Raw genomic sequence first — 17,719 nt, forward strand, 5'->3', positions numbered from 1 at the left:
CTGAGGTCGAAGCGTCACTGCTTCACGGAGCCGAGCATCACGCCCGAGACGAAGTACTTCTGGATGAACGGATAGAGGCAGACGATCGGCAGCACGGTCAGCAGCATGGTCACGGCCTTGACGTTCGATGCGACCTGGGAGGCCTCGCCGGTGCCTCCCGTGCCGAGCGCCTCGGTGCCGGTGGCCGCGGCGAGCATGTTGCGCAGGTACACCGTGACCGGATACAGCTCCGCCCTGTCCATATAGAGGAAGGCGGTGAACCACTGGTTCCAGAACGAGACCGCGTAGAACAGCACCATGGTCGCGATCACCGCCTTGCTCAGCGGCAGCACGATCTTCCAGAGGATGCCGTACGTGTTCAGGCCATCGATGGCGGCGGCCTCCTCGAGGTCCTCGGGGAAGTTCTCGAAGAACGCCTTCATCACGAGCAGGTTGAAGACGCTGATGGCATTGGGGATGACGATCGCCCACAGCGTGTTCTTGAACCCGAGGGTGTTGATGAGGATGTAGTTCGGGATCAGCCCGCCGTTGAAGAACATCGTGAACACGGCCACGCCGATGAAGAACGACCGGCCCTTGAGGTTCCGCTTCGACAGCGCGTACGCGAACGTCGTGGTGAGGATCATCGCGATGACGGTGGCCACCACGGTGTACAGCACGGTGTTGCCGTAGTTGCGCCAGAACATCGGGTCGCCCATGACGTACCCGAACGTGGTCACGTTGAATCCGCGCGGGATGAGGTTCACCTGGCCGGAGTTGATGTACGCCTCCGAGCTGAACGCCTGCGCGATGACGTTGAGGAACGGGTAGAGCGTGACGAAGCAGATCACCACGATCAGGCCCGCGTTGACCATGCGGAACACGGTGTAGCTGCGGGAGTCCTTGATGCCGCCCTGCACCGCGGGGCGGAACAGCCGGTCGGACATCCGGCGGGGCATGGTGCGGACACTCGAGGTCACCACAGGCTCGTCCCCACTGCTCGGCGCGAGATCGCGTTGGCGGTCAGAATCAACGTCAGTCCGATGACGGCCTCGAACAGGCCGATCGCGGTGGCGTAGGAGAAATTGCTCGAGATGATGCCGACCCGGTACAGATAGGTCGCGATCACATCAGCGGTCGGATACAGCAGCGGGTTGTACAGCAGCAGGATCTTCTCGAACCCGACGGCCATGAACGTGCCGATGTTGAGGATCAGGAGCACGATCATCGTGGGCCGGATGCCGGGCAGGGTCACGTGCCAGATCTGTCGCCACCGGCTGGCGCCGTCGATGCGCGCCGCCTCGTACAGCTGCGGGTCGATCGTGGTCAGCGCCGCGAGGTAGAGGATGGTGCCCCAGCCCACCGTCTGCCAGATCTCCGATGTGACGTAGATGGTGGGGAACCACTGCGGCAGCTGCATGAACGGGATCGCGCCGCCGCCGAGCGCCTCGATGCCCTGGTTGATCGAGCCGCGCAGCGCCGTCAGCTGCAGCACCATGCCCGCCACGATGACGATCGACATGAAGTGCGGCAGGTACGAGATCGACTGGGCGATGCGCTTGAACCGACGCGAGCGCAGCTCGTTGAACATCAGTGCCAGCACGATCGGCAGAGGGAAGACGATCACGAGCGACAGTCCGCCGAGCATGAGCGTGTTCCAGAAGGCCCGCCAGAACGTCGGGTCGCTGATGAACAGCTCGAAGTAGCGCAGGCCGACCCACTCGTCGCCGAACATGCTGCCACCGGGGCGGAAACGCCGGAACGCGATGACGTTGCCCGCCATCGGGAGGTAGCGGAAGATGAGCAGGAAGAGCAGCGGCAGAAGCAGCAGGGAGTACAGCCGCCAGTCGCGCTTGAGCGCCTTGCGCCACGTGACGCGATGCGTGGGGGTGCGTGTCGGCTCCCCGCCTCCGCGTTCGCGCTGTTCCTCCTCTTCGGAGTTCAGCTCGATCGCGCCGGCGACGACGACGCTGTTGTTGACGGACAATGCGCTCCTTCGCGTACGGTCATCCGGGTGAAAAACGGTTTCGAAAGGCTGGACTAGCCCCCGGCACACGTTGACGGTAACCTCTGGCGGAGGCGATGTCAACGTTTTCATTGTATCGTCCTGGACGTGACCTCCTCCCTCGCACGGGAGGCCCGGACGACGGAAGGAAACCGCGATGGCGCGTTTCGATCTCCCCGAGCAGCAGCTGCGGGCCTACCTCCCCGAGCGCCGCGAGCCGGCCGACTTCGATGCGTTCTGGCGGGAGTCGATCGCGCTCGCGCGCGCTGCCGGCGGCGCCGTCACGCGGCGTCGCGCCCCCTCGCCGCTGACCCTCGTCGACGTGCACGACGTGACCTTCCCCGGGTTCGACGGCGACCCGGTGCGGGCGTGGCTGGTGGTGCCCCGCACCGCCGAGACGCCGCTGCCGGCGATGGTGGAGTTCATCGGCTACGGGCGAGGCCGGGGCCTCCCGCACGAGCGGCTGTACTGGCCGGCGGCCGGTCACGTGCAGCTCATCGTCGACACCCGCGGTCAGGGATCCACCTGGGGCACCGGCGGCGACACCCCCGACCCGCACGGTGCGGGACCGTCGGGCGCCGGGTTCCTGACGCGCGGCATCGACGACCCGCACGACTACTACTACCGCCGGGTCTTCGTCGACGCGGTGCGGGCGGTGGATGCCGTGCGCACGCTGGCCGAAGTCGACCCCGACCGCGTCTCGGTCACCGGCAACAGCCAGGGCGGAGCCATCGCGATCGCCGCGGCGGCGCTGAGCGAGGGCCTCGTGGCCGCCCTGCCCACGGCCCCCATCCTGTGCGACCTGCCGCGGGTCATCAGGCTGACCGACGCCGACCCGCATGCGGAGATCACGCGCTACCTGTCGGTGCACCGCGCGGCGGCCGAGCGCACGTTCGCGACCCTGTCCTACTTCGACGGCGTGAACTTCGCCGCCCGCGCGACCGCGCCCGCGCTCTTCGGCGCCGGCCTGCTCGACACCGTCGCCCCGCCGTCGGGCGTGTTCGCCGCGGCCAACCACTGGGCGGCGGGGGCGCAGACCGTCGCATATCCCTGGAACGGGCACGAGGGCGGCGAAGGCACGCACTGGCTGCGGCAGGCACAGTGGCTCGCCGAGCGCCTGGGCGCCACGGTGACGGCGTGACGGTCGCCAGCGCCACGCCCCTGCTGACGCGCGAGGCACTCGTCGGCCGCGGCGGCGGCCGCCCCTCCCCCTCGCCGCGCATCGTGCACATGGGCGTGGGGGCCTTCCACCGCGCCCACCAGGCCTGGTACACCGCCCGCGTCGATGACGCCCGCACGTGGGGGATCGCGGCGTTCACAGGCCGGTCCCCCGGGGTGGCCGAGCACCTCACGGCGCAGGACGGCCTGTTCACCCTCGTCGAGCGCGGCCCGCGCCGCGACCGGTTCACCGTGGTCGACAGCGTGTGCGAAGCCCATCCCGCGACCGCCCACGACCGGTTCCTCGCCCTGGCGACCTCGCCTCGGACGGCCATCATCACCCTGACCGTCACCGAGGCGGGCTACCACCTCGGCCCGCACGGGCGGGTGGACCTCGCCGACGCCGCGGTGGCATCCGACGTCGCCACCCTGCGGCGCGGCGACGTCCAGGCGCTCCAGACGCCCGTGGGCCGCCTGACCGATGCGCTGCACCGTCGGCACGGCGCGGCGGCGGGTCCGGTGGCGGTGGTGTCGTGCGACAACATCCCCGACAACGGCGGCACCCTGCGCCGCGCCGTCGCCGACGTCGCAGCGGCGTGCGGCTGGGACGCGTCCGCGTGGCCGGCGTCGTTCGTCGCGACGAGCGTCGACCGCATCACGCCGCACACGACCGACGCCGACCTGCAGCTGGTGACCGATGCCACCGGCTGGCGGGACACCGCCGCCGTGGTGGCCGAGCCCTTCACCGACTGGGTGCTCTCGGGCGACTTCCCCGCCGGCCGCCCCGAGTGGGAGCGGGCGGGCGCGCGGTTCGTCGCGGCGATCGAGCCGTACGAGCAGCGCAAGCTGCTGCTGCTCAACGGCGGGCACCTGGCTCTGGCGTTCCGGGGGCTGCAGCGCGGTCATGACACCGTTGCGGCGGCGATGGCCGACCCGGTGTGCCGGAACGCCCTGGAGCGGTTCTGGGACGACGCCGAGCGCGTCGTGGATCCCGCCGCCGACCCGGCGGCGTACCGCCCGGCCCTCGTCGAGCGCTTCGAGAACGGGCGCATCGCGCACCGCCTGGCGCAGATCGCCGTCGACACGGCCACGAAGCTGCGGCTGCGGGTGCTGCCGGTCATCGCGGCCGAGCGGGCCGCCGGGCGCGAGGCGCGCGGCGCGCTGGGGGTCGTGGCCGACTGGGCCGGCGGCATCCGCTCCGGGGCACTGGAGCCCGGCGCCGATGCCGCGCAGCTGCACGCCGCGCTGACGTCGGGGCTCTCCCCGGCCGAGGCGGCCCCCCTCACCGCGGCGCTGGCCGCACCGTTCGACGCGAAGGAGACAACGACATGAAGATCGACCGCGCAGAGGTCATCGTCACGAGCCCCGACCGCAACTTCGTGACCCTCAAGCTCACGACCGACGACGGGCTGACGGGGCTGGGCGACGCGACCCTCAACGGCCGGGAGCTCGCCGTGGTGTCGTACCTGCGCGACCACGTCGTGCCGCTGCTGCTCGGGCGCGATGCCCACCGCATCGAGGACACCTGGCAGTTCCTCTACCGCAGCGCCTACTGGCGCCGCGGTCCGGTGACGATGGCCGCGATCGCCGCCGTCGACATGGCGCTGTGGGACATCAAGGGCAAGGCCGCCGGCATGCCCGTGTACCAACTCCTGGGCGGGGCATCGCGCACCGGGCTGCTGGCGTACGGGCACGCATCGGGCCGCGATCTGCCGGAGCTCTTCGACAGCGTGCGCGAGCACCAGGCTCAGGGCTACCGCGCGATCCGCATCCAGACGGGCGTGCCGGGACTGAAATCCATCTACGGCATCGCGTCCAACGCCACCTTCGAAGCCAACACCGGCGTGCGCTACGACCACGAGCCCGCCCAGCGGGGGGCGAAGCCGGCGGAGGAGGACTGGGACAGCCGCTCCTACCTGCGCCACGTGCCCACGGTCTTCGAGGCGGTGCGCGCCGAGTTCGGGCCCGAGATCCCGCTGCTGCACGACTCCCACCACCGGCTCACCCCCATCCAGGCCGCGCGGCTGGGCAAGTCCGTCGAGCCGTACGACCTGTTCTGGCTCGAGGACGTGACCCCTGCGGAGAACCAGGAGGCCCTGCGGCTGGTGCGCCAGCACACCACGACACCGCTGGCCATCGGCGAGATCTTCAACACGGTCTGGGACTACCAGCAGATCATCCGCGAGCAGCTGATCGACTACGTCCGCAGCGCCGTCACCCACACCGGGGGCATCTCGCACCTGAAGAAGGTGCTCGACTACGCCGCGCAGTACCAGATCAAGTCGGGAATGCACGGCCCCACCGACATCTCGCCCGTCGGCATGGCCGCGGCGATGCACCTGGGGCTGTCGATCCACAACTTCGGCATCCAGGAGTACATGCGCCACGGCGCCAAGACCGATGCCGTGTTCCAGCAGTCGTTCACCTGGGCCGAGGGCTTCCTGCACCCCGGCGACCAGCCGGGGCTGGGTGTCGACCTCGACGTCGACGAGGCCGGAAGGTACCCGTACGCGCAGGCCTACCTGCCGTACAACCGCCTCGCCGACGGGACGGTGCACGACTGGTGAGCCCCGACGTGCTGTGCCTCGGCGAGACGATGGCGCTGCTCGCCCCTTCGCCGGGCGAGCCGCTGCAGCCCGGCTCCGCGCTGACGCTGGGGGTGGGCGGGGCGGAGTCGAACACAGCCGTCGCGCTGCGCGGCGCCGGCGTGGATGCCGCCTGGGCGGGGCTGCTCGGCGACGACCCGCTGGGCGACGTCGTCGCGGGCTTCCTCGCCGCGCGCGATGTGGACATCTCGCTGCACGAGCGCCGGCCGCTGCCCACCGGGCTCTACGTCAAGGCCACCGGTCCCGACGGCACGGTCAGGCCGCTCTACTACCGACGCGGCTCCGCCGGCTCCACGATGGATGCCGCGCTGGCCCGCCGCTGGGCGCAGGCCGCGACGCCGCGCATCGTGCACGTGTCGGGCATCACGGCGCAGATCTCCGAGGCCGGCGCGCAGTTCCTGCATGCCGTGTGCGTAGACCGCGTCTTCGGCGAGGCACTTTTGAGCTTCGACGTGAACCACCGCCCCGCGCTGGCAGGCCCTGCCACCCCCGGCACCCTGCGGCACCTCGCCCGGGCGAGCGACGTCGTGTTCGTCGGCGCGGACGAAGCCCAGACCACGTGGGGGGTGGCCGCAGATGACATCCCCCGGCACCTGTCGGGACCGCGCCATCTCGTCGTGAAGGACGCCGGCGCCGACGCCTCCGAGTACGGCCCCGACGGTACCGTGCGGGTGACGGCGGGACCGGCCACGATCGTCGACGCGGTCGGCGCCGGCGACGCGTTCGCCGCCGGGTGGCTGGCCGCCCTGATCGCCGGCACCGACGCGGCGGGCCGGCTGTCGGAAGGACACCGCCAAGCGGCGCGGGTGCTCGCCAGCGCGGGCGACGTCGCCCCCGCAGCCGAGCGGGCCGCCACCGGCGCGTCAGTACAGTGGTGCGGTGAGCGACCTTCTCCACACGCCCGGTGACGGCGTGCGCCAGCGCAACCTGTCACGGCTGCTGCGCCTCGTGCACCACGACGGCCCGCACTCGCGCGCGGCGCTCACGGAGATGACGGGACTCAACCGCTCGACGATCGCCGACCTCGTCTCGGAGCTGTGCCGTCGAGGGCTCGCCGTCGAGCAGGCACCGGCCGCCGTCGGCCGGGTGGGACGCCCGTCGCCGGTCGTCGCGGCATCCGCCGACACCGTCGCCGTCGCCGCCAACCCCGAGGTCGACGCGCTCGAGATCGCCGCGATCGGCCTGGACCGCACCGTGCGCCTGCGTGAGCGCATCGAGCTCGACCACCTCGCCGGCCCCGACGAGATCGCACGCCTGCTGGCGGATCGCGTCGCGACGTGGCGCTCCGGCGAGCTCGCGGGCGCCCGCCTGTCGGCCGTGGGACTCGCCGTTCCCGGGCTCGTGCGCGCCGGCGACGGACTCGTGCGCAACGCCCCCCACCTGGGGTGGACCGATGCCCCGGTGGCCGAGCTGGTCGCCGCTGCCACCGGATTGCCGACGACCGTCGGCAACGATGCGTCCCTGGGCGCCGTCGCCGAGCACCTCTTCGGTGCGGGACGCGGCATCGACGACCTCGTCTACCTCAACGGCGGCGCGAGCGGCATCGGCGGCGGACTGATCGTGCAGGGGATGCCGGTGGCGGGCGCCGGCGGCTACGCGGGCGAGTTCGGGCAGAACCGCCCCGGCATCGCCACCGTCACCGACCGCCGCGCCGGCCGGGGCGTGCTCGAAGACGAGGTCAGCCGTGCACGGCTGCTCGCCGTGACCGGACTCGCCGCCGCCGACGAACAGACGCTCGCCGCCGCGCTGCGCACCGCGACCTCGCCCTCGGTCACCGAGGAGGTCGCCCGACAGCGCCGGATCCTCTCCACGGCGCTGGCCAACGCCGTCAACGTGCTGAACCCGTCGGTGGTGGTGCTGGGCGGATTCCTCGCGACGCTCGCCGGATCCGACCTCGACGGCATGCTGCAGCTGGTGCGCGCCCAGGCGATGCCGGCATGCGCAGAGGACCTGCAGATCCGGCCCGCGCTGCTTGCCGAGGACCGCCTGCTCGTCGGCGCCGCGGAAGCCGCCTTCGAACCGCTCCTGCGGGACCCCTCCCTCAGCGGCTGACGCCCAGCGCGTCGCGCTGCCAGTGCCCCGGGCGGTCGAACGCCCCGTATCGCACGTCCACCCCGTCGGAGCCGACCGTCGCGGTGCACAGCAGCAGCGACAGCGTCGGGTAGCCGAACGGCCGGTTGTCGCGGATGATCGCGCGATCATCCTCCGGGTCCAGCGCCGCGGAGGCGTCGAGCACGGCCAGCCACGGCGCGAAGCCATCGGGCCCGGCGCCGTCGGCGGCGTCGCGGAACCTGTCCAGCCACGCGGCGATGCGCGGTGTGTTCGGGTCGTCGACGTCGTCGTGGGCGATCATGTGGGTGCCGGGCGTCAGGCGCTGCTCCCGCCGGCGCACCCCGTCCCACGAGACGACGCGCACGCCGGCGGCATCCACCTCGACGAGGTTGAAGCCGCGTTCGGTCGGGGTCGGCGCGGGCGGGTTCCCGGCGACCGACTCCAGGGCCAGCCGGCCACGCGTCGTGACCTCGTCGTCACCGCGGTCGGAGAGGTCGGCGCGGTTCAGCACCACCGCCAGGCGATGCGCCATCGGGTCGGCAGCGAGCCACGCCCCGCCCGCACGCCGGTCGCGCACGCCGACCACGCCCGGATGAGTCTGCGGCCACCACCGCCCCAGCGGATCCCACGGCCGACCGGGGTCCTCGTCGCGGACCGCGATGAGCTGCACCGGGGCGCCTGCTTCCTCTGGCACCCGCACGATCACCGTGCACATCGCTCATTCCCCTCTCCGGCCGGCGCGACGCGCCCACGTGCGACAATCGAGCCGTGTTCATCGTGGTCGGCGTGACCGGCGGCATCGCCGCCTACAAGACGGTGCATCTCGTGCGCCTCCTCATCCTCAACGGTCACGACGTGCACGTGATTCCGACCGAGACGGCGCTGCGGTTCGTCGGCCTTCCCACGTGGGAGGCCATCAGCCGCAATCCGGTCACGACGTCGGTGCACGACGACGTCGCGCAGGTGCGTCACGTCGCCCTCGGCCAGCGCGCCGACCTCGTCATCATCGCACCGGCGACCGCTCATACGCTCGCCAAGATGGCCGTAGGCCTGGCAGACGACCTGCTCGGAACGACGCTGCTGGCCACGCGGGCGCCGGTCGTCGTCGCCCCGGCCATGCACACCGAGATGTGGCAGCACCCCGCCACCGTCAGCAACATCGCCCTCCTGCGCGAGCGGGGCGTGCACGTGGTGGGTCCGGCATCGGGCCGCCTCACGGGCAGCGACACCGGGCCCGGCCGCATGAGCGAGCCGGAGGAGATCGTCGCCGCCGCTCTCAGTGTCGTCGAGGGCGGCGGCGCGGGCGACCTCGACGGACTCCGCGTGGTCGTCAGCGCGGGAGGCACGCGGGAGCCGCTCGACCCGGTGCGCTACCTCGGCAACCGATCCAGTGGTCGTCAGGGCGTGCAGCTGGCATACGCGGCCGCCGCGCGCGGCGCCGAGGTCACCCTCGTCGCCGCGCACCTCGACGGCGACGTGAGGGCGGGAGTCCGCGCGCACGACGGCATCCGTCTCGAGCAGGTGGAGACGGCGCTGCAGCTGCGGGATGCGATGACTGCGGCGGCCGTCGGCGCCGACGTGGTCGTGATGGCCGCCGCGGTCGCCGACTACCGCCCGGCGGAGGTGTCCGAGGGGAAGATCACCAAGGAGGCGGGCGGCGGCACACTGTCGGTGCGCCTGGTGGAGAACCCCGACGTGGTCGCCGAGCTGGCGGCGGCGCGCCGGCCGGGTCAGACGATCGTCGCGTTCGCTGCGGAGACCCACGGCGATCCCGCCGAGCGCCTGGAGCGTGCGCGCCGCAAGCGCGAGCGCAAGCAGGTCGATCTGCTGGTGCTCAACGAGGTGGGCTGGCGCCGAGGCTTCGAATCCGACGAGAACGCGGTGACGATCATCGGCGCGTCCGGCGACGTGGCCGCCGAGGCGTCCGGGAGCAAGCGGCGCACGGCGGACGCCCTCTGGGATGCGGTGGTGGCGTTGCGGGCTCAGCGCCGCTGAGCGCGACCGCCGCCCGGGCGTGCGCTGCGGGGCATGAGTTCACCCTCGACCACATCGAACTCGGGGAGCCGGGCGAAGATCGCCTCAGCGGCGTCCGTCTCGGCCTGGTTCGGCTCGTCGGATGGGTAACGCACAATGGCACCTCCTCGCATCTCCTGCTCCCCCACACTCACACCCCGCAGGGGACCGCGGCGAGGTGTTGACAAAGCGTCGGACAGGTGCGAGCAACCCCGGGCGCCGGTAACGTGACGGCCGTGGGCATCATGTACTACGGCGGCGAGAGCACGCCGATCACCATCGACGACAGGGCGCTGGCACACCTGAAGGTCGTCATCGCGACCAAGCTGCGGCGTGGGGAGAGCTTCACGGTGTCGTGGCGGCATCCCGAAGGCGATCCTGAAGGACGCAGCACCATCTGGGTGCATCCCTCCATCCCCCTGCGGTTCGTCTTCGACGACCCCGAGCCGGCGGTGCTCAGCCGCGAGTGGATCGAGGAGCTGGCCGGGTCTGCGAACTCGTCCGGCGGCATCATGCTCGTCGCGGAGCACCTCGACCCGCAGCAGCGCGACGCCGAGTCGTCGGCCTAGGCCGCCGCCGGAGGGCTTCAGCCCTCTTCGACGAGGGAGTCCTCCTTGGGCTCCGGCACCACCGCGAGTCCGTTGGGGCCGCTGGCCGACTGCATCAGCGCTTCGACCCAGACCCGGTTGATGCGCGGCGCGCGGCTGCCGTGGAAGAGGAACTGCAGCGGCACCGAGGGGTGGATCCAGAAGCTGCGGCGATCTCCCCCGGGACCGGCATCCACATCGAACATGAACGGCTCGCCGCGGCGCAGCTTGTTCATGAAGACGATGCGCAGGTGAGCGAGGGTGCGGTCCTCGATCTCCACCGCGTTGCCCACGGTGTCGTAGATGAATCGGCCCATGGGGTCAGCGTAGCGCTCCGGACTGTGACCGCCCGACCAGGCCGTCCTCGGGGCCTGCGTCGGGGATCCGGTCCGTCAGCGACACCGTCAGTCCGCTGGCGGAGTTCGCCGCGGCGGCGAGGTCGCGGACGACATCCGCGTTGAGCGTCTCGGGCTCGGGCGAGCCGAAGACGAAGCGCATCGGGATCGCCGGCTGCATCCAGATCGTGCTGCGGCCCGCGGGCTCGTCCGCCGCGTGCTGCCACGTGAGGGTGAAGCTCTCGCCGCGGCGGAGCTTCGTCGCGATGACCACCTTCAGGTGGGCGAGCAGCCGATCGGGCACCTGGATGGGTGACGCGTTCATTCCGTAATAAAGATCACCCATGCGAATCTCTCCCCCGTGCGGCCAGAGTGGCTTATCGGGGAGATTACTAGTTTATCTAGCAAAAAGCGAGAGCGATGATCACCCGGCGTCGCCGAGCATCTCGCGGGCGCCGTCTTCCACAGCGGCGGGGATGACGAGGGGCCGGCCGGCGCAGAACGCCTCCCACTCGCGCACCAGCAGCGCCTCGATGCGCGCGGCCGGGATGCCGGGGAATTCGCCGGCGAGCCGGGCGGCTGCGGCAGCGAAAGTGACGACCGCCAAGCCCTCGACATGGGGGAAGGCGCCGTCTGCGGGGGCGGATTCCAGGTCGTTCACACCCCCATGTTTCCACGCAGATCCCGCGTCGGGCGACTGTCAATCCTGCGGGTAACTCGGCGGGCGAGTAACTAGTCCGAATGGACCTATTCGTGGGCGTCGACCTGGTCGACGGCGTCCTGCAGGCGGTTGAGGCAATCGATGACGACGCGGCTGTCCTCGGGGGTCATGTCCTGGACCGCCGCCATCATGCGCGCGTGCATCGCACCGAGGGTGTCCCGCACCTCCTGATCGGACTTGTCCGTGGCGATGACGTGGATGCTGCGCCGATCGGTCGGGTGAGGGCGGCGCACGATGTGGCCGGACTTCTCGAGGCGATCGATGATGGCGGTCGTCGACGCGGTGGACACCGCGAGGTAGCGAGCGAGCTCGGACGGCGAGACCATGCGGCCCTCGCCCTGCGCCTTGAGCAGGTAGCGCAGCACCAGCAGCTCGTTCTCCCCCATCGCCATGGCCTCGCGGGTACGGCGGCGCATGGCCAGTTCGGCCGCGCGGTAGAGCCGGAAGGCCTGGAGCACGTCCACCGCACGGCGGCGACGGTCGTCTTCACCATCGCCGTACCAGTAGTGAGCCGTCGGAGCGTCGGGATTGGCCACGACGGCATCATATGGCACACCCGCTCGCAACCCCGGGCCACCCGAACGATACTGTCGGCATGGATGCCGTGAACAATGCCGTCCTCGTCGCAGGCGATTCACTGTGGACGTGGGCAGTGCTCCCCATCCTGGCGGTGCTCGGCATCTACTTCACCGTGCGCTCGGGCGTCGTGCAGCTGCGGCTCATCCCGGAGATGTTCCGCACCCTCGGGGACCGGACGCCACGCTCCGAGGACGGCACCCCGCAGTCGGTGTCGGCGTTCCAGGCGTTCACGCTCTCCGCGGCATCCCGCGTGGGGGTCGGCAACATCGCCGGGGTCGGCACCGCCATCGCCATCGGCGGTCCCGGCGCGGTGTTCTGGATGTGGACGATGGCGTTCATCGGGGGCGCGTCGAGCTTCGTGGAGTCCACCCTCGGCCAGCTGTTCAAAGTGCGCGATGCCGACGGTTTCCGCGGCGGCCCCGCCTACTACATGCAGTACGGCCTCAAGGCGCGGTGGATGGGGATCGTCTTCGCCGTCATCCTCATCGTCTGCTTCCCCTTCGCCTTCAGCTCGCTGCAGGCGAACACGATCAGCGCCACCGTGTCGTCGAGCTTCGGCGGCGATGTCTCGTGGGTGCCGTGGGTGGTCGGCGCGGCGCTGGCCGCCCTCACCGGCCTCGTCGTGTTCGGCGGGCTGCGCCGCATCGCGCACGTCACCGAGGCCGTCGTGCCGGCGATGGCCCTCGCCTACCTGCTGCTGGGCCTGGTGATCGTCGCCCTGAACATCGAGCGACTCCCCGAGGCGTTCCTGTCGATCTACACCCAGGCGTTCGGGTTCAACGAAGTGGCGGCGGCCACGCTCGGCGTCATCATCATGAACGGCGTCAAGCGCGGGATGTTCTCCAACGAGGCCGGGCTCGGCTCGGTGCCGAACGCCAGCGCGACGGCGGCGGTGACCCACCCCGTCAAGCAGGGCCTGGTGCAGACCCTCGGCGTGTACTTCGACACGCTGCTGGTGTGCTCGATCACGGCGTTCATCATCCTCGTCTCGACGCCCGACCTCGCCGGCGCCGGCCGCGGCATCGGGCTGACGCAGAGCGCCGTCGTGGGAACGCTCGGCCCCTGGTCGAACGTCCTGCTCAGCATCATCATCTTCCTGCTGGCGTTCAGCTCGATCCTCGGCAACTACTACTACGGCGAGTCGAACATCGAGTTCATCTCGCCGCAGCGGCGCTTCCTGCTGACCTACCGCGTGCTGGTCGTGCTGGTGGTCTTCCTCGGCTCCATCGCGTCGGCCGACCTCATCTGGAACACGGCCGACGGGATCATGGGCCTCATGGCCCTGGTGAACCTGGTGGCGATCGCCCTGCTCTCCGGGCTCGTCTTCCGGCTGCTGAAGGACTACACCAGGCAGCGCCGCGAAGGCCGGAATCCGGTCTTCACGCGCGACCGTCTCCCCGACGTGACGGGCATCTCCTGCTGGGAGGACGAGCGCACCGTCACGGGCGTGCTCCCGGTGGTCACCGGCAGGAAGCACGCGCGCCGCTGAGTCGGGCCCGCCCGCAGAGGCGCGCGACGTCGGGCGAATGCCGTCGACACGATCATCGACGGGCTGCTCACACCGGCGCGGGCGGGGCCACTACAGTGATGCTCACGCGCCGGCGACCCGACCGGCGCGTGAGTTCGCAGCGCGGCAGAGTCGCCGCGCAGAAGGAGCACTGTGAGCACGCTCTCCCCCGCCCTGCCGCGCACGACGGACCGCCGCCTCCTCACGTGGATGTTCGTGATGAACGCGGCGCTGCTGACCTGCTATGCGGGGTTCATGGTGATCTTCATCCCAGACCAGGTGCAGCAGATCGATCCTGCGAACAAGGTCGGCAACCTCGCTCTGGTGATGACGGCGTCATCGATCGGCGCGATCATCATCCACCCGCTCATCGGCGCATTCTCGGACCGTACACGCAGCCGGTTCGGGCGACGGGCGCCGTGGATGGTCATCAGCGCGGCCACCGCGGCGATCATGATGGTGCTGCTCTCCGGCGCCGCCGACCTGTGGACCCTGGGGGTGTATTGGGTGCTCGTCATGCTGGCGCTGAACGCCCTGGCCACAGCCCAGGCCGCGATCGTGCCGGACCGTATCGCCCGGGAGCGCTTCGGCGCGGCATCCGGAGTGCTCGCGATGGGGACGTTCCTCGGCATGGGTCTGGGCGTCGCCGGGGCGGGGATCTTCATCAACAGCCTCGGCGTCGGCTACGCCACCTTCGGCGGCATGATCCTCATCGCCGCGCTGCTGTTCACGGTCTTCAACCGCGATTTCTCCTCGCGGGACATGGAGGTGGCGCCCTTCCGGTGGAAGGCGTTCTTCTCGAGCTTCTGGGTCGACCCGCGCTCCTATCCCGACTTCTGGTGGGCCTTCGCCGGGCGCTTCCTGCTGATCCTGGCCTACCAGAGCGTGCAGTCGTATCTGCTCTACATCCTGCGCGACTACATCGGCGTCTCGGACGAGGCGTCCACCGCTCTGAGCACGCCCCTCACCGCGGTGATGCTGGTGGGGGCGTTGGCGACGGCGTTCGCTGTCGGCAAGCTCAGCGACCGCCTGGCACGCCGCAAGGTCTTCGTGATCATCGCGTCGCTCATCATGGGGTCGGCCCTCGTCATCCCGCTGCTGTCGCCCACGGTCGCGGGCATGTTCGCCCTGGCCGCCGTCTTCGGGCTGGGCTACGGCATCTACCTGAGCGTGGACGCCGCTCTCATGACCGAGGTGCTCCCCACCGCCCAGGCGGCGGCCAAGGACCTCGGCATCCTGAACATCGCGACGACCCTGCCGCAGGCGCTGACGCCGGTGGTGGTGTGGGCGCTCATCTCCCTGACCGGCAGCTACACCGCCGTCTTCACCGCAGGCATCGTCTGCGCCGTGGCCGGCGCACTGTCGGTGCTGCCGATCCGGAGCGTCCGATGACGGGCCGGGAGATCACCTCACCCGTCGCGCTGGTGGACCGGCGCGGACGGCTGGATCCGGCATCCATCGGCTGGACCCGCCGGCAGCTGCACGACACCGACCGCATCGGGCGGGGCTGGTACGGCTGGGGTCGCAACAAGCGCTGGGAGTACTGGGGCGTGATGACGCCGACGCACGTGGTGGCCATGACCATCGCGGCGCTCGATTTCGCCAACGTGCGCCAGCTCTGGGTCCTCGACAGGGAGACCGGCACCGCGGTCGACCGCTTCGAGATCTCTCCGCTCGGTCGCGGCGTGCGCATGGCGGGCACCCACGGCGGCGGCCCGAACACCTCACGCGGGCGGCGGCTCACCCTGCGCTTCGAGGAGACCAAGGGCGGCACGCGATTGCGGGCGCAGAGCGACCGCGTGCGGGTGGACCTGCTGGCGCGCGCTCTGCCCGGCCACGAGGCGATGGGCATCGCCTCGCCGCACAGCGACCGGCTCGTGGACTACACGGTGAAGGACGTCGACCGGCCGGTGCAGGGCCTCCTCACCGTGGACGGCGTCACGCACGGCGTCGAGGGATTCGCCGTGCTCGACCACGCCCGCTCCCGCCCGCCGTATCGCACCGACTGGAACTGGGGCGCGGCCATCGGCGCCGTCGGCGGTCGGCGCATCGGCATCAACCTCGGCGGCGGGGGCCCGCGGGGTCTGCGTCACGGACTCTCGCACACCGTGCTCACCGTCGACGGCCGGGTGCACAAGATCCCGACCGCGCTGGAGTGGGAGTTCGATCCGAGCGACTGGATGGCCCCGTGGCGCATGCGCACGGCGCGCATCGAGCTGGAGTTCACGCCCTTCTACGACCGGTATGCGCGCACGAACCTGCTCGTCATCCGCTCGACGACCCACCAGTGCTTCGGCACGTTCACGGGGCGGGTGCAGACCGACGAGGGCGAGTGGATCACGGTCGACGGGCTCGAGGGCTGGGCTGAGGACGTCCACAACCGCTGGTGAGCGGCGCTACGCCAGCGTGCGACGGTGGATCTGCGAGGTGAGGGACACCCCGTTCAGATCGAGGTACACCTGACCTTCGGTGACCGACAGCGTGGCGGTGTTGCGCCGCGCGATCACAGCGGCGGCGGCGTCGACGAACCCGGGGTCGAAGCTGTGCAGACCGATCGACTCCGGCCGGTGGATGGGCTTGCCGGTCCACAGCGCGAGCAGCTTCTCGGGGTCGCGGTGGGTGTACACCGCGGTGCGATCGGCGAGCTTGCTGCCGTAGTGCAGGCGCGCGGCATCCGGGGCGCCCACCTCGATCCACGCGGTGACGCGGCCGGTGAGGTCGCGCACGAGCACGGCGGGCTCGTCGGTGGCCGCGATGCCCTCGCTGAACGCAATGCCCTCCTCATACTCGAGGCAGTACGCCAGCAGGCGCGTGACCATGAACGCGTCGGTCTCGGACGGATGCCGCGCGACGCGCAGGGCCAGCTCGTCGTAGACCCCGCGGTCGACGTCGGCCAACTGCACCGTGAAGGTGTGGATCACTGCGCCCGCGGCCATAACGATCGAGCCTACGCGGCGCGCGGCGCCGCTGCGGTCAGAGGCGCTCGATGATCGTGGCGTTGGCCATGCCGCCGCCCTCGCACATCGTCTGCAGCCCGTATCGGCCGCCGGTCGCCTCAAGGTGGGCGAGCATCGTGCCGAGCAGTCGCGTGCCGGATGAGCCCAGCGCATGGCCGAGGGCAATGGCGCCGCCCCACGGGTTGAGCTTGGCGGGGTCGGCCCCGGTCTCGGCCGCCCACGCCAGCGGCACCGAGGCGAAGGCCTCGTTGACCTCGTACACGTCGAGGTCGTCCATGCCGAGGCCGCTGCGTTCCAGAATGCGCGCCGTCGCCGGGATGGGACCGGTGAGCATCATCAGCGGATCGTCGCCGACGACGGCAAAGGAATGGAAGCGTGCGCGGGGGGTGAGCCCGAGCGCGGCGGCCGTCTGCTCGCTCATGATGAGGGCTGCCGACGCGCCGTCGGTGAGGGGGGACGAGTTGCCGGGGGTGATGCGCCAGTCCAGCTCGGGGAAACGCGCGGCGGCGGCGTCGGTGCGGAACGCCGGAGCCAGACCGGCCAGCGCGTCGGCCGTGGTGCCCGGACGCACCGTCTCGTCGGTCGCGACGTCTCCCACCGCGACGAGCTGCGACGCGAAGCGCCCCTCCGCCGCGGCGCGGGCGGCGCGCTCGTGGGATGCCACGGCGAAGCGATCGAGGTCGTCGCGGCCGAGGTTCCATCGCGCGGCGATGAGCTCCGCCGAGACCCCCTGGTTCACGAGCCCGTCGGGGTAGCGCTCACGCAGACGGGGCGAGAATGCCGAAGCGCCCGAAGCCGCGGTCCCCAACGGCACGCGGCTCATCGACTCCACCCCGCCCGCGATGACGATGTCGTACGCGCCGGCGATGACACCCTGTGCCGCGAAATGGGCCGCCTGCTGGCTGGAGCCGCACTGGCGGTCGATGGTGGCGGCCGGCACGGTCTCGTCGAAGCCGGCGGCGAGCACCGCCTGGCGTGCGATGTTGCCCGACTGCTCCCCCACCTGGCTGACGCAGCCCAGCAGCACGTCGTCGATCTGGCGGGATTCCAGGCCGTTGCGCTCGAGCAGGGCTGTCAGCACCCCGGCGGCGAGATCCACGGGGTGGACGCCGCTGAGCGCCCCTCCCGGCTTGCCGCGCCCCGACGGCGTGCGCACCACATCCACGATCACGGCACTCGACATCCGCGGTCCTCCCTCGCACCGGCTGCGGCCGGCAGCG

At 71.0% G+C, this 17,719-nt stretch carries 20 protein-coding genes; 10 read left to right on the top strand and 10 right to left on the bottom strand.

The annotated features are described in order from the left end of the window. Positions 1 to 14 precede the first annotated feature (14 nt). Both QNO26_RS13220 and QNO26_RS13225 read right to left on the bottom strand, forming a co-directional pair. Entirely contained in the window at positions 15 to 938 is a 924-nt protein-coding gene (locus QNO26_RS13220; protein ID WP_257533776.1) for a carbohydrate ABC transporter permease, read from the bottom strand. 17 nt (positions 939 to 955) lie between these two features. Then, positions 956 to 1,966: an ABC transporter permease gene (locus QNO26_RS13225; RefSeq protein ID WP_257533668.1), complete on the bottom strand. Its 1,011-nt coding sequence runs from the start codon at positions 1,964 to 1,966 to the stop codon at positions 956 to 958. 175 nt (positions 1,967 to 2,141) lie between these two features. On the opposite strand from QNO26_RS13225, the gene QNO26_RS13230 reads away from it, so the two are divergent. The 5 genes from QNO26_RS13230 to QNO26_RS13250 are packed head-to-tail and all read left to right on the top strand — an operon-like array spanning position 2,142 to position 7,800. Next, positions 2,142 to 3,125 (top strand): acetylxylan esterase, encoded by a 984-nt coding sequence (locus tag QNO26_RS13230; RefSeq protein ID WP_257533669.1) that lies wholly within the window; start codon positions 2,142 to 2,144, stop codon positions 3,123 to 3,125. Then, positions 3,122 to 4,474, top strand: a complete 1,353-nt coding sequence (locus tag QNO26_RS13235) for a mannitol dehydrogenase family protein (RefSeq protein ID WP_257533670.1) — start codon at positions 3,122 to 3,124, stop codon at positions 4,472 to 4,474. Before QNO26_RS13230 ends, QNO26_RS13235 begins: the two co-directional genes overlap by 4 nt. Then, complete coding sequence (manD, locus tag QNO26_RS13240; RefSeq protein WP_257533671.1) at positions 4,471 to 5,709, top strand: D-mannonate dehydratase ManD; 1,239 nt, start codon at positions 4,471 to 4,473, stop codon at positions 5,707 to 5,709. The genes QNO26_RS13235 and manD overlap by 4 nt, the downstream gene beginning before the upstream one ends. Continuing rightward, complete coding sequence (locus QNO26_RS13245) at positions 5,706 to 6,656, top strand: sugar kinase (protein WP_257638665.1); 951 nt, start codon at positions 5,706 to 5,708, stop codon at positions 6,654 to 6,656. The genes manD and QNO26_RS13245 overlap by 4 nt, the downstream gene beginning before the upstream one ends. Further along, positions 6,628 to 7,800, top strand: a complete 1,173-nt coding sequence (locus QNO26_RS13250) for an ROK family protein (RefSeq protein WP_257533673.1) — start codon at positions 6,628 to 6,630, stop codon at positions 7,798 to 7,800. The genes QNO26_RS13245 and QNO26_RS13250 overlap by 29 nt, the downstream gene beginning before the upstream one ends. On the opposite strand, the gene QNO26_RS13255 is transcribed toward QNO26_RS13250, so the two are convergent. Continuing rightward, the gene (locus tag QNO26_RS13255) at positions 7,790 to 8,515 is read right to left on the bottom strand and encodes an NRDE family protein (protein WP_257533674.1); all 726 of its coding nucleotides are present in this window, start codon (positions 8,513 to 8,515) and stop codon (positions 7,790 to 7,792) included. The genes QNO26_RS13250 and QNO26_RS13255 overlap by 11 nt on opposite strands. A 53-nt stretch (positions 8,516 to 8,568) precedes the next feature. Here QNO26_RS13255 and coaBC point away from each other — a divergent pair, with 53 nt between their 5' ends. Next, positions 8,569 to 9,795 (top strand): bifunctional phosphopantothenoylcysteine decarboxylase/phosphopantothenate--cysteine ligase CoaBC, encoded by a 1,227-nt coding sequence (coaBC, locus tag QNO26_RS13260; protein ID WP_257533675.1) that lies wholly within the window; start codon positions 8,569 to 8,571, stop codon positions 9,793 to 9,795. On the opposite strand, the gene QNO26_RS13265 is transcribed toward coaBC, so the two are convergent. Beyond that, complete coding sequence (locus QNO26_RS13265; RefSeq protein ID WP_257533676.1) at positions 9,783 to 9,929, bottom strand: hypothetical protein; 147 nt, start codon at positions 9,927 to 9,929, stop codon at positions 9,783 to 9,785. The genes coaBC and QNO26_RS13265 overlap by 13 nt on opposite strands. A 120-nt stretch (positions 9,930 to 10,049) precedes the next feature. Between QNO26_RS13265 and QNO26_RS13270 the strand changes: the two genes are divergently transcribed. Further along, positions 10,050 to 10,382 carry a DUF7882 family protein gene (locus QNO26_RS13270; protein WP_257533677.1) on the top strand — a complete coding sequence of 111 codons (333 nt, stop codon included), beginning with the start codon at positions 10,050 to 10,052 and terminating at the stop codon, positions 10,380 to 10,382. Between the two features lie 17 nt (positions 10,383 to 10,399). Here QNO26_RS13270 and QNO26_RS13275 read toward each other — a convergent pair whose 3' ends face one another. From QNO26_RS13275 to QNO26_RS13290, 4 genes are all read right to left on the bottom strand, one after another. Further along, positions 10,400 to 10,717 (bottom strand): DUF7882 family protein, encoded by a 318-nt coding sequence (locus QNO26_RS13275; protein WP_257533678.1) that lies wholly within the window; start codon positions 10,715 to 10,717, stop codon positions 10,400 to 10,402. A 4-nt stretch (positions 10,718 to 10,721) separates the two neighbouring features. Then, positions 10,722 to 11,081 (bottom strand): DUF7882 family protein, encoded by a 360-nt coding sequence (locus QNO26_RS13280; protein ID WP_257533679.1) that lies wholly within the window; start codon positions 11,079 to 11,081, stop codon positions 10,722 to 10,724. A gap of 78 nt (positions 11,082 to 11,159) precedes the next feature. Next, complete coding sequence (locus QNO26_RS13285; RefSeq protein ID WP_257533680.1) at positions 11,160 to 11,396, bottom strand: hypothetical protein; 237 nt, start codon at positions 11,394 to 11,396, stop codon at positions 11,160 to 11,162. An 86-nt stretch (positions 11,397 to 11,482) separates the two neighbouring features. Continuing rightward, positions 11,483 to 11,992: a MarR family winged helix-turn-helix transcriptional regulator gene (locus tag QNO26_RS13290; protein WP_257533681.1), complete on the bottom strand. Its 510-nt coding sequence runs from the start codon at positions 11,990 to 11,992 to the stop codon at positions 11,483 to 11,485. A gap of 59 nt (positions 11,993 to 12,051) precedes the next feature. Here QNO26_RS13290 and QNO26_RS13295 point away from each other — a divergent pair, with 59 nt between their 5' ends. The 3 genes from QNO26_RS13295 to QNO26_RS13305 all read left to right on the top strand — a co-directional run bounded on the left by QNO26_RS13295 (position 12,052) and on the right by QNO26_RS13305 (position 15,932). Beyond that, positions 12,052 to 13,524 carry an alanine/glycine:cation symporter family protein gene (locus tag QNO26_RS13295; protein WP_257533682.1) on the top strand — a complete coding sequence of 491 codons (1,473 nt, stop codon included), beginning with the start codon at positions 12,052 to 12,054 and terminating at the stop codon, positions 13,522 to 13,524. A 171-nt stretch (positions 13,525 to 13,695) separates the two neighbouring features. Then, a complete protein-coding gene (locus tag QNO26_RS13300; RefSeq protein WP_257533684.1) occupies positions 13,696 to 14,934 on the top strand; it encodes an MFS transporter in 1,239 nt (412 codons plus the stop codon). Beyond that, a complete protein-coding gene (locus QNO26_RS13305; RefSeq protein WP_257638664.1) occupies positions 14,931 to 15,932 on the top strand; it encodes a DUF2804 domain-containing protein in 1,002 nt (333 codons plus the stop codon). Before QNO26_RS13300 ends, QNO26_RS13305 begins: the two co-directional genes overlap by 4 nt. 6 nt (positions 15,933 to 15,938) lie before the next feature. On the opposite strand, the gene QNO26_RS13310 is transcribed toward QNO26_RS13305, so the two are convergent. Together QNO26_RS13310 and QNO26_RS13315 are read right to left on the bottom strand one after the other, a co-directional pair. Continuing rightward, positions 15,939 to 16,478, bottom strand: a complete 540-nt coding sequence (locus QNO26_RS13310) for a YaeQ family protein (protein WP_257533686.1) — start codon at positions 16,476 to 16,478, stop codon at positions 15,939 to 15,941. A gap of 37 nt (positions 16,479 to 16,515) precedes the next feature. Then, positions 16,516 to 17,682, bottom strand: a complete 1,167-nt coding sequence (locus QNO26_RS13315) for a thiolase family protein (RefSeq protein WP_257638663.1) — start codon at positions 17,680 to 17,682, stop codon at positions 16,516 to 16,518. Positions 17,683 to 17,719 lie beyond the last annotated feature (37 nt).

This window comes from Microbacterium sp. zg-Y1090 (assembly GCF_030246945.1).
GTDB classification, from domain to species: domain Bacteria; phylum Actinomycetota; class Actinomycetes; order Actinomycetales; family Microbacteriaceae; genus Microbacterium; species Microbacterium wangruii.

Excerpts from the sequence above, each read along its gene's own strand:
- QNO26_RS13295 (WP_257533682.1), top strand. The coding sequence starts at position 12,052 with ATGGATGCCGTGAACAATGCCGTCCTCGTCGCAGGCGATTCACTGTGG.
- QNO26_RS13310 (WP_257533686.1), bottom strand. The coding sequence starts at position 16,478 with ATGGCCGCGGGCGCAGTGATCCACACCTTCACGGTGCAGTTGGCCGAC.
- QNO26_RS13275 (WP_257533678.1), bottom strand. The coding sequence starts at position 10,717 with ATGGGCCGATTCATCTACGACACCGTGGGCAACGCGGTGGAGATCGAG.
- QNO26_RS13305 (WP_257638664.1), top strand. The coding sequence starts at position 14,931 with ATGACGGGCCGGGAGATCACCTCACCCGTCGCGCTGGTGGACCGGCGC.
- QNO26_RS13255 (WP_257533674.1), bottom strand. The coding sequence starts at position 8,515 with ATGTGCACGGTGATCGTGCGGGTGCCAGAGGAAGCAGGCGCCCCGGTG.
- QNO26_RS13315 (WP_257638663.1), bottom strand. The coding sequence starts at position 17,682 with ATGTCGAGTGCCGTGATCGTGGATGTGGTGCGCACGCCGTCGGGGCGC.
- QNO26_RS13230 (WP_257533669.1), top strand. The coding sequence starts at position 2,142 with ATGGCGCGTTTCGATCTCCCCGAGCAGCAGCTGCGGGCCTACCTCCCC.
- QNO26_RS13220 (WP_257533776.1), bottom strand. The coding sequence starts at position 938 with ATGCCCCGCCGGATGTCCGACCGGCTGTTCCGCCCCGCGGTGCAGGGC.
- manD (WP_257533671.1), top strand. The coding sequence starts at position 4,471 with ATGAAGATCGACCGCGCAGAGGTCATCGTCACGAGCCCCGACCGCAAC.
- QNO26_RS13280 (WP_257533679.1), bottom strand. The coding sequence starts at position 11,081 with ATGGGTGATCTTTATTACGGAATGAACGCGTCACCCATCCAGGTGCCC.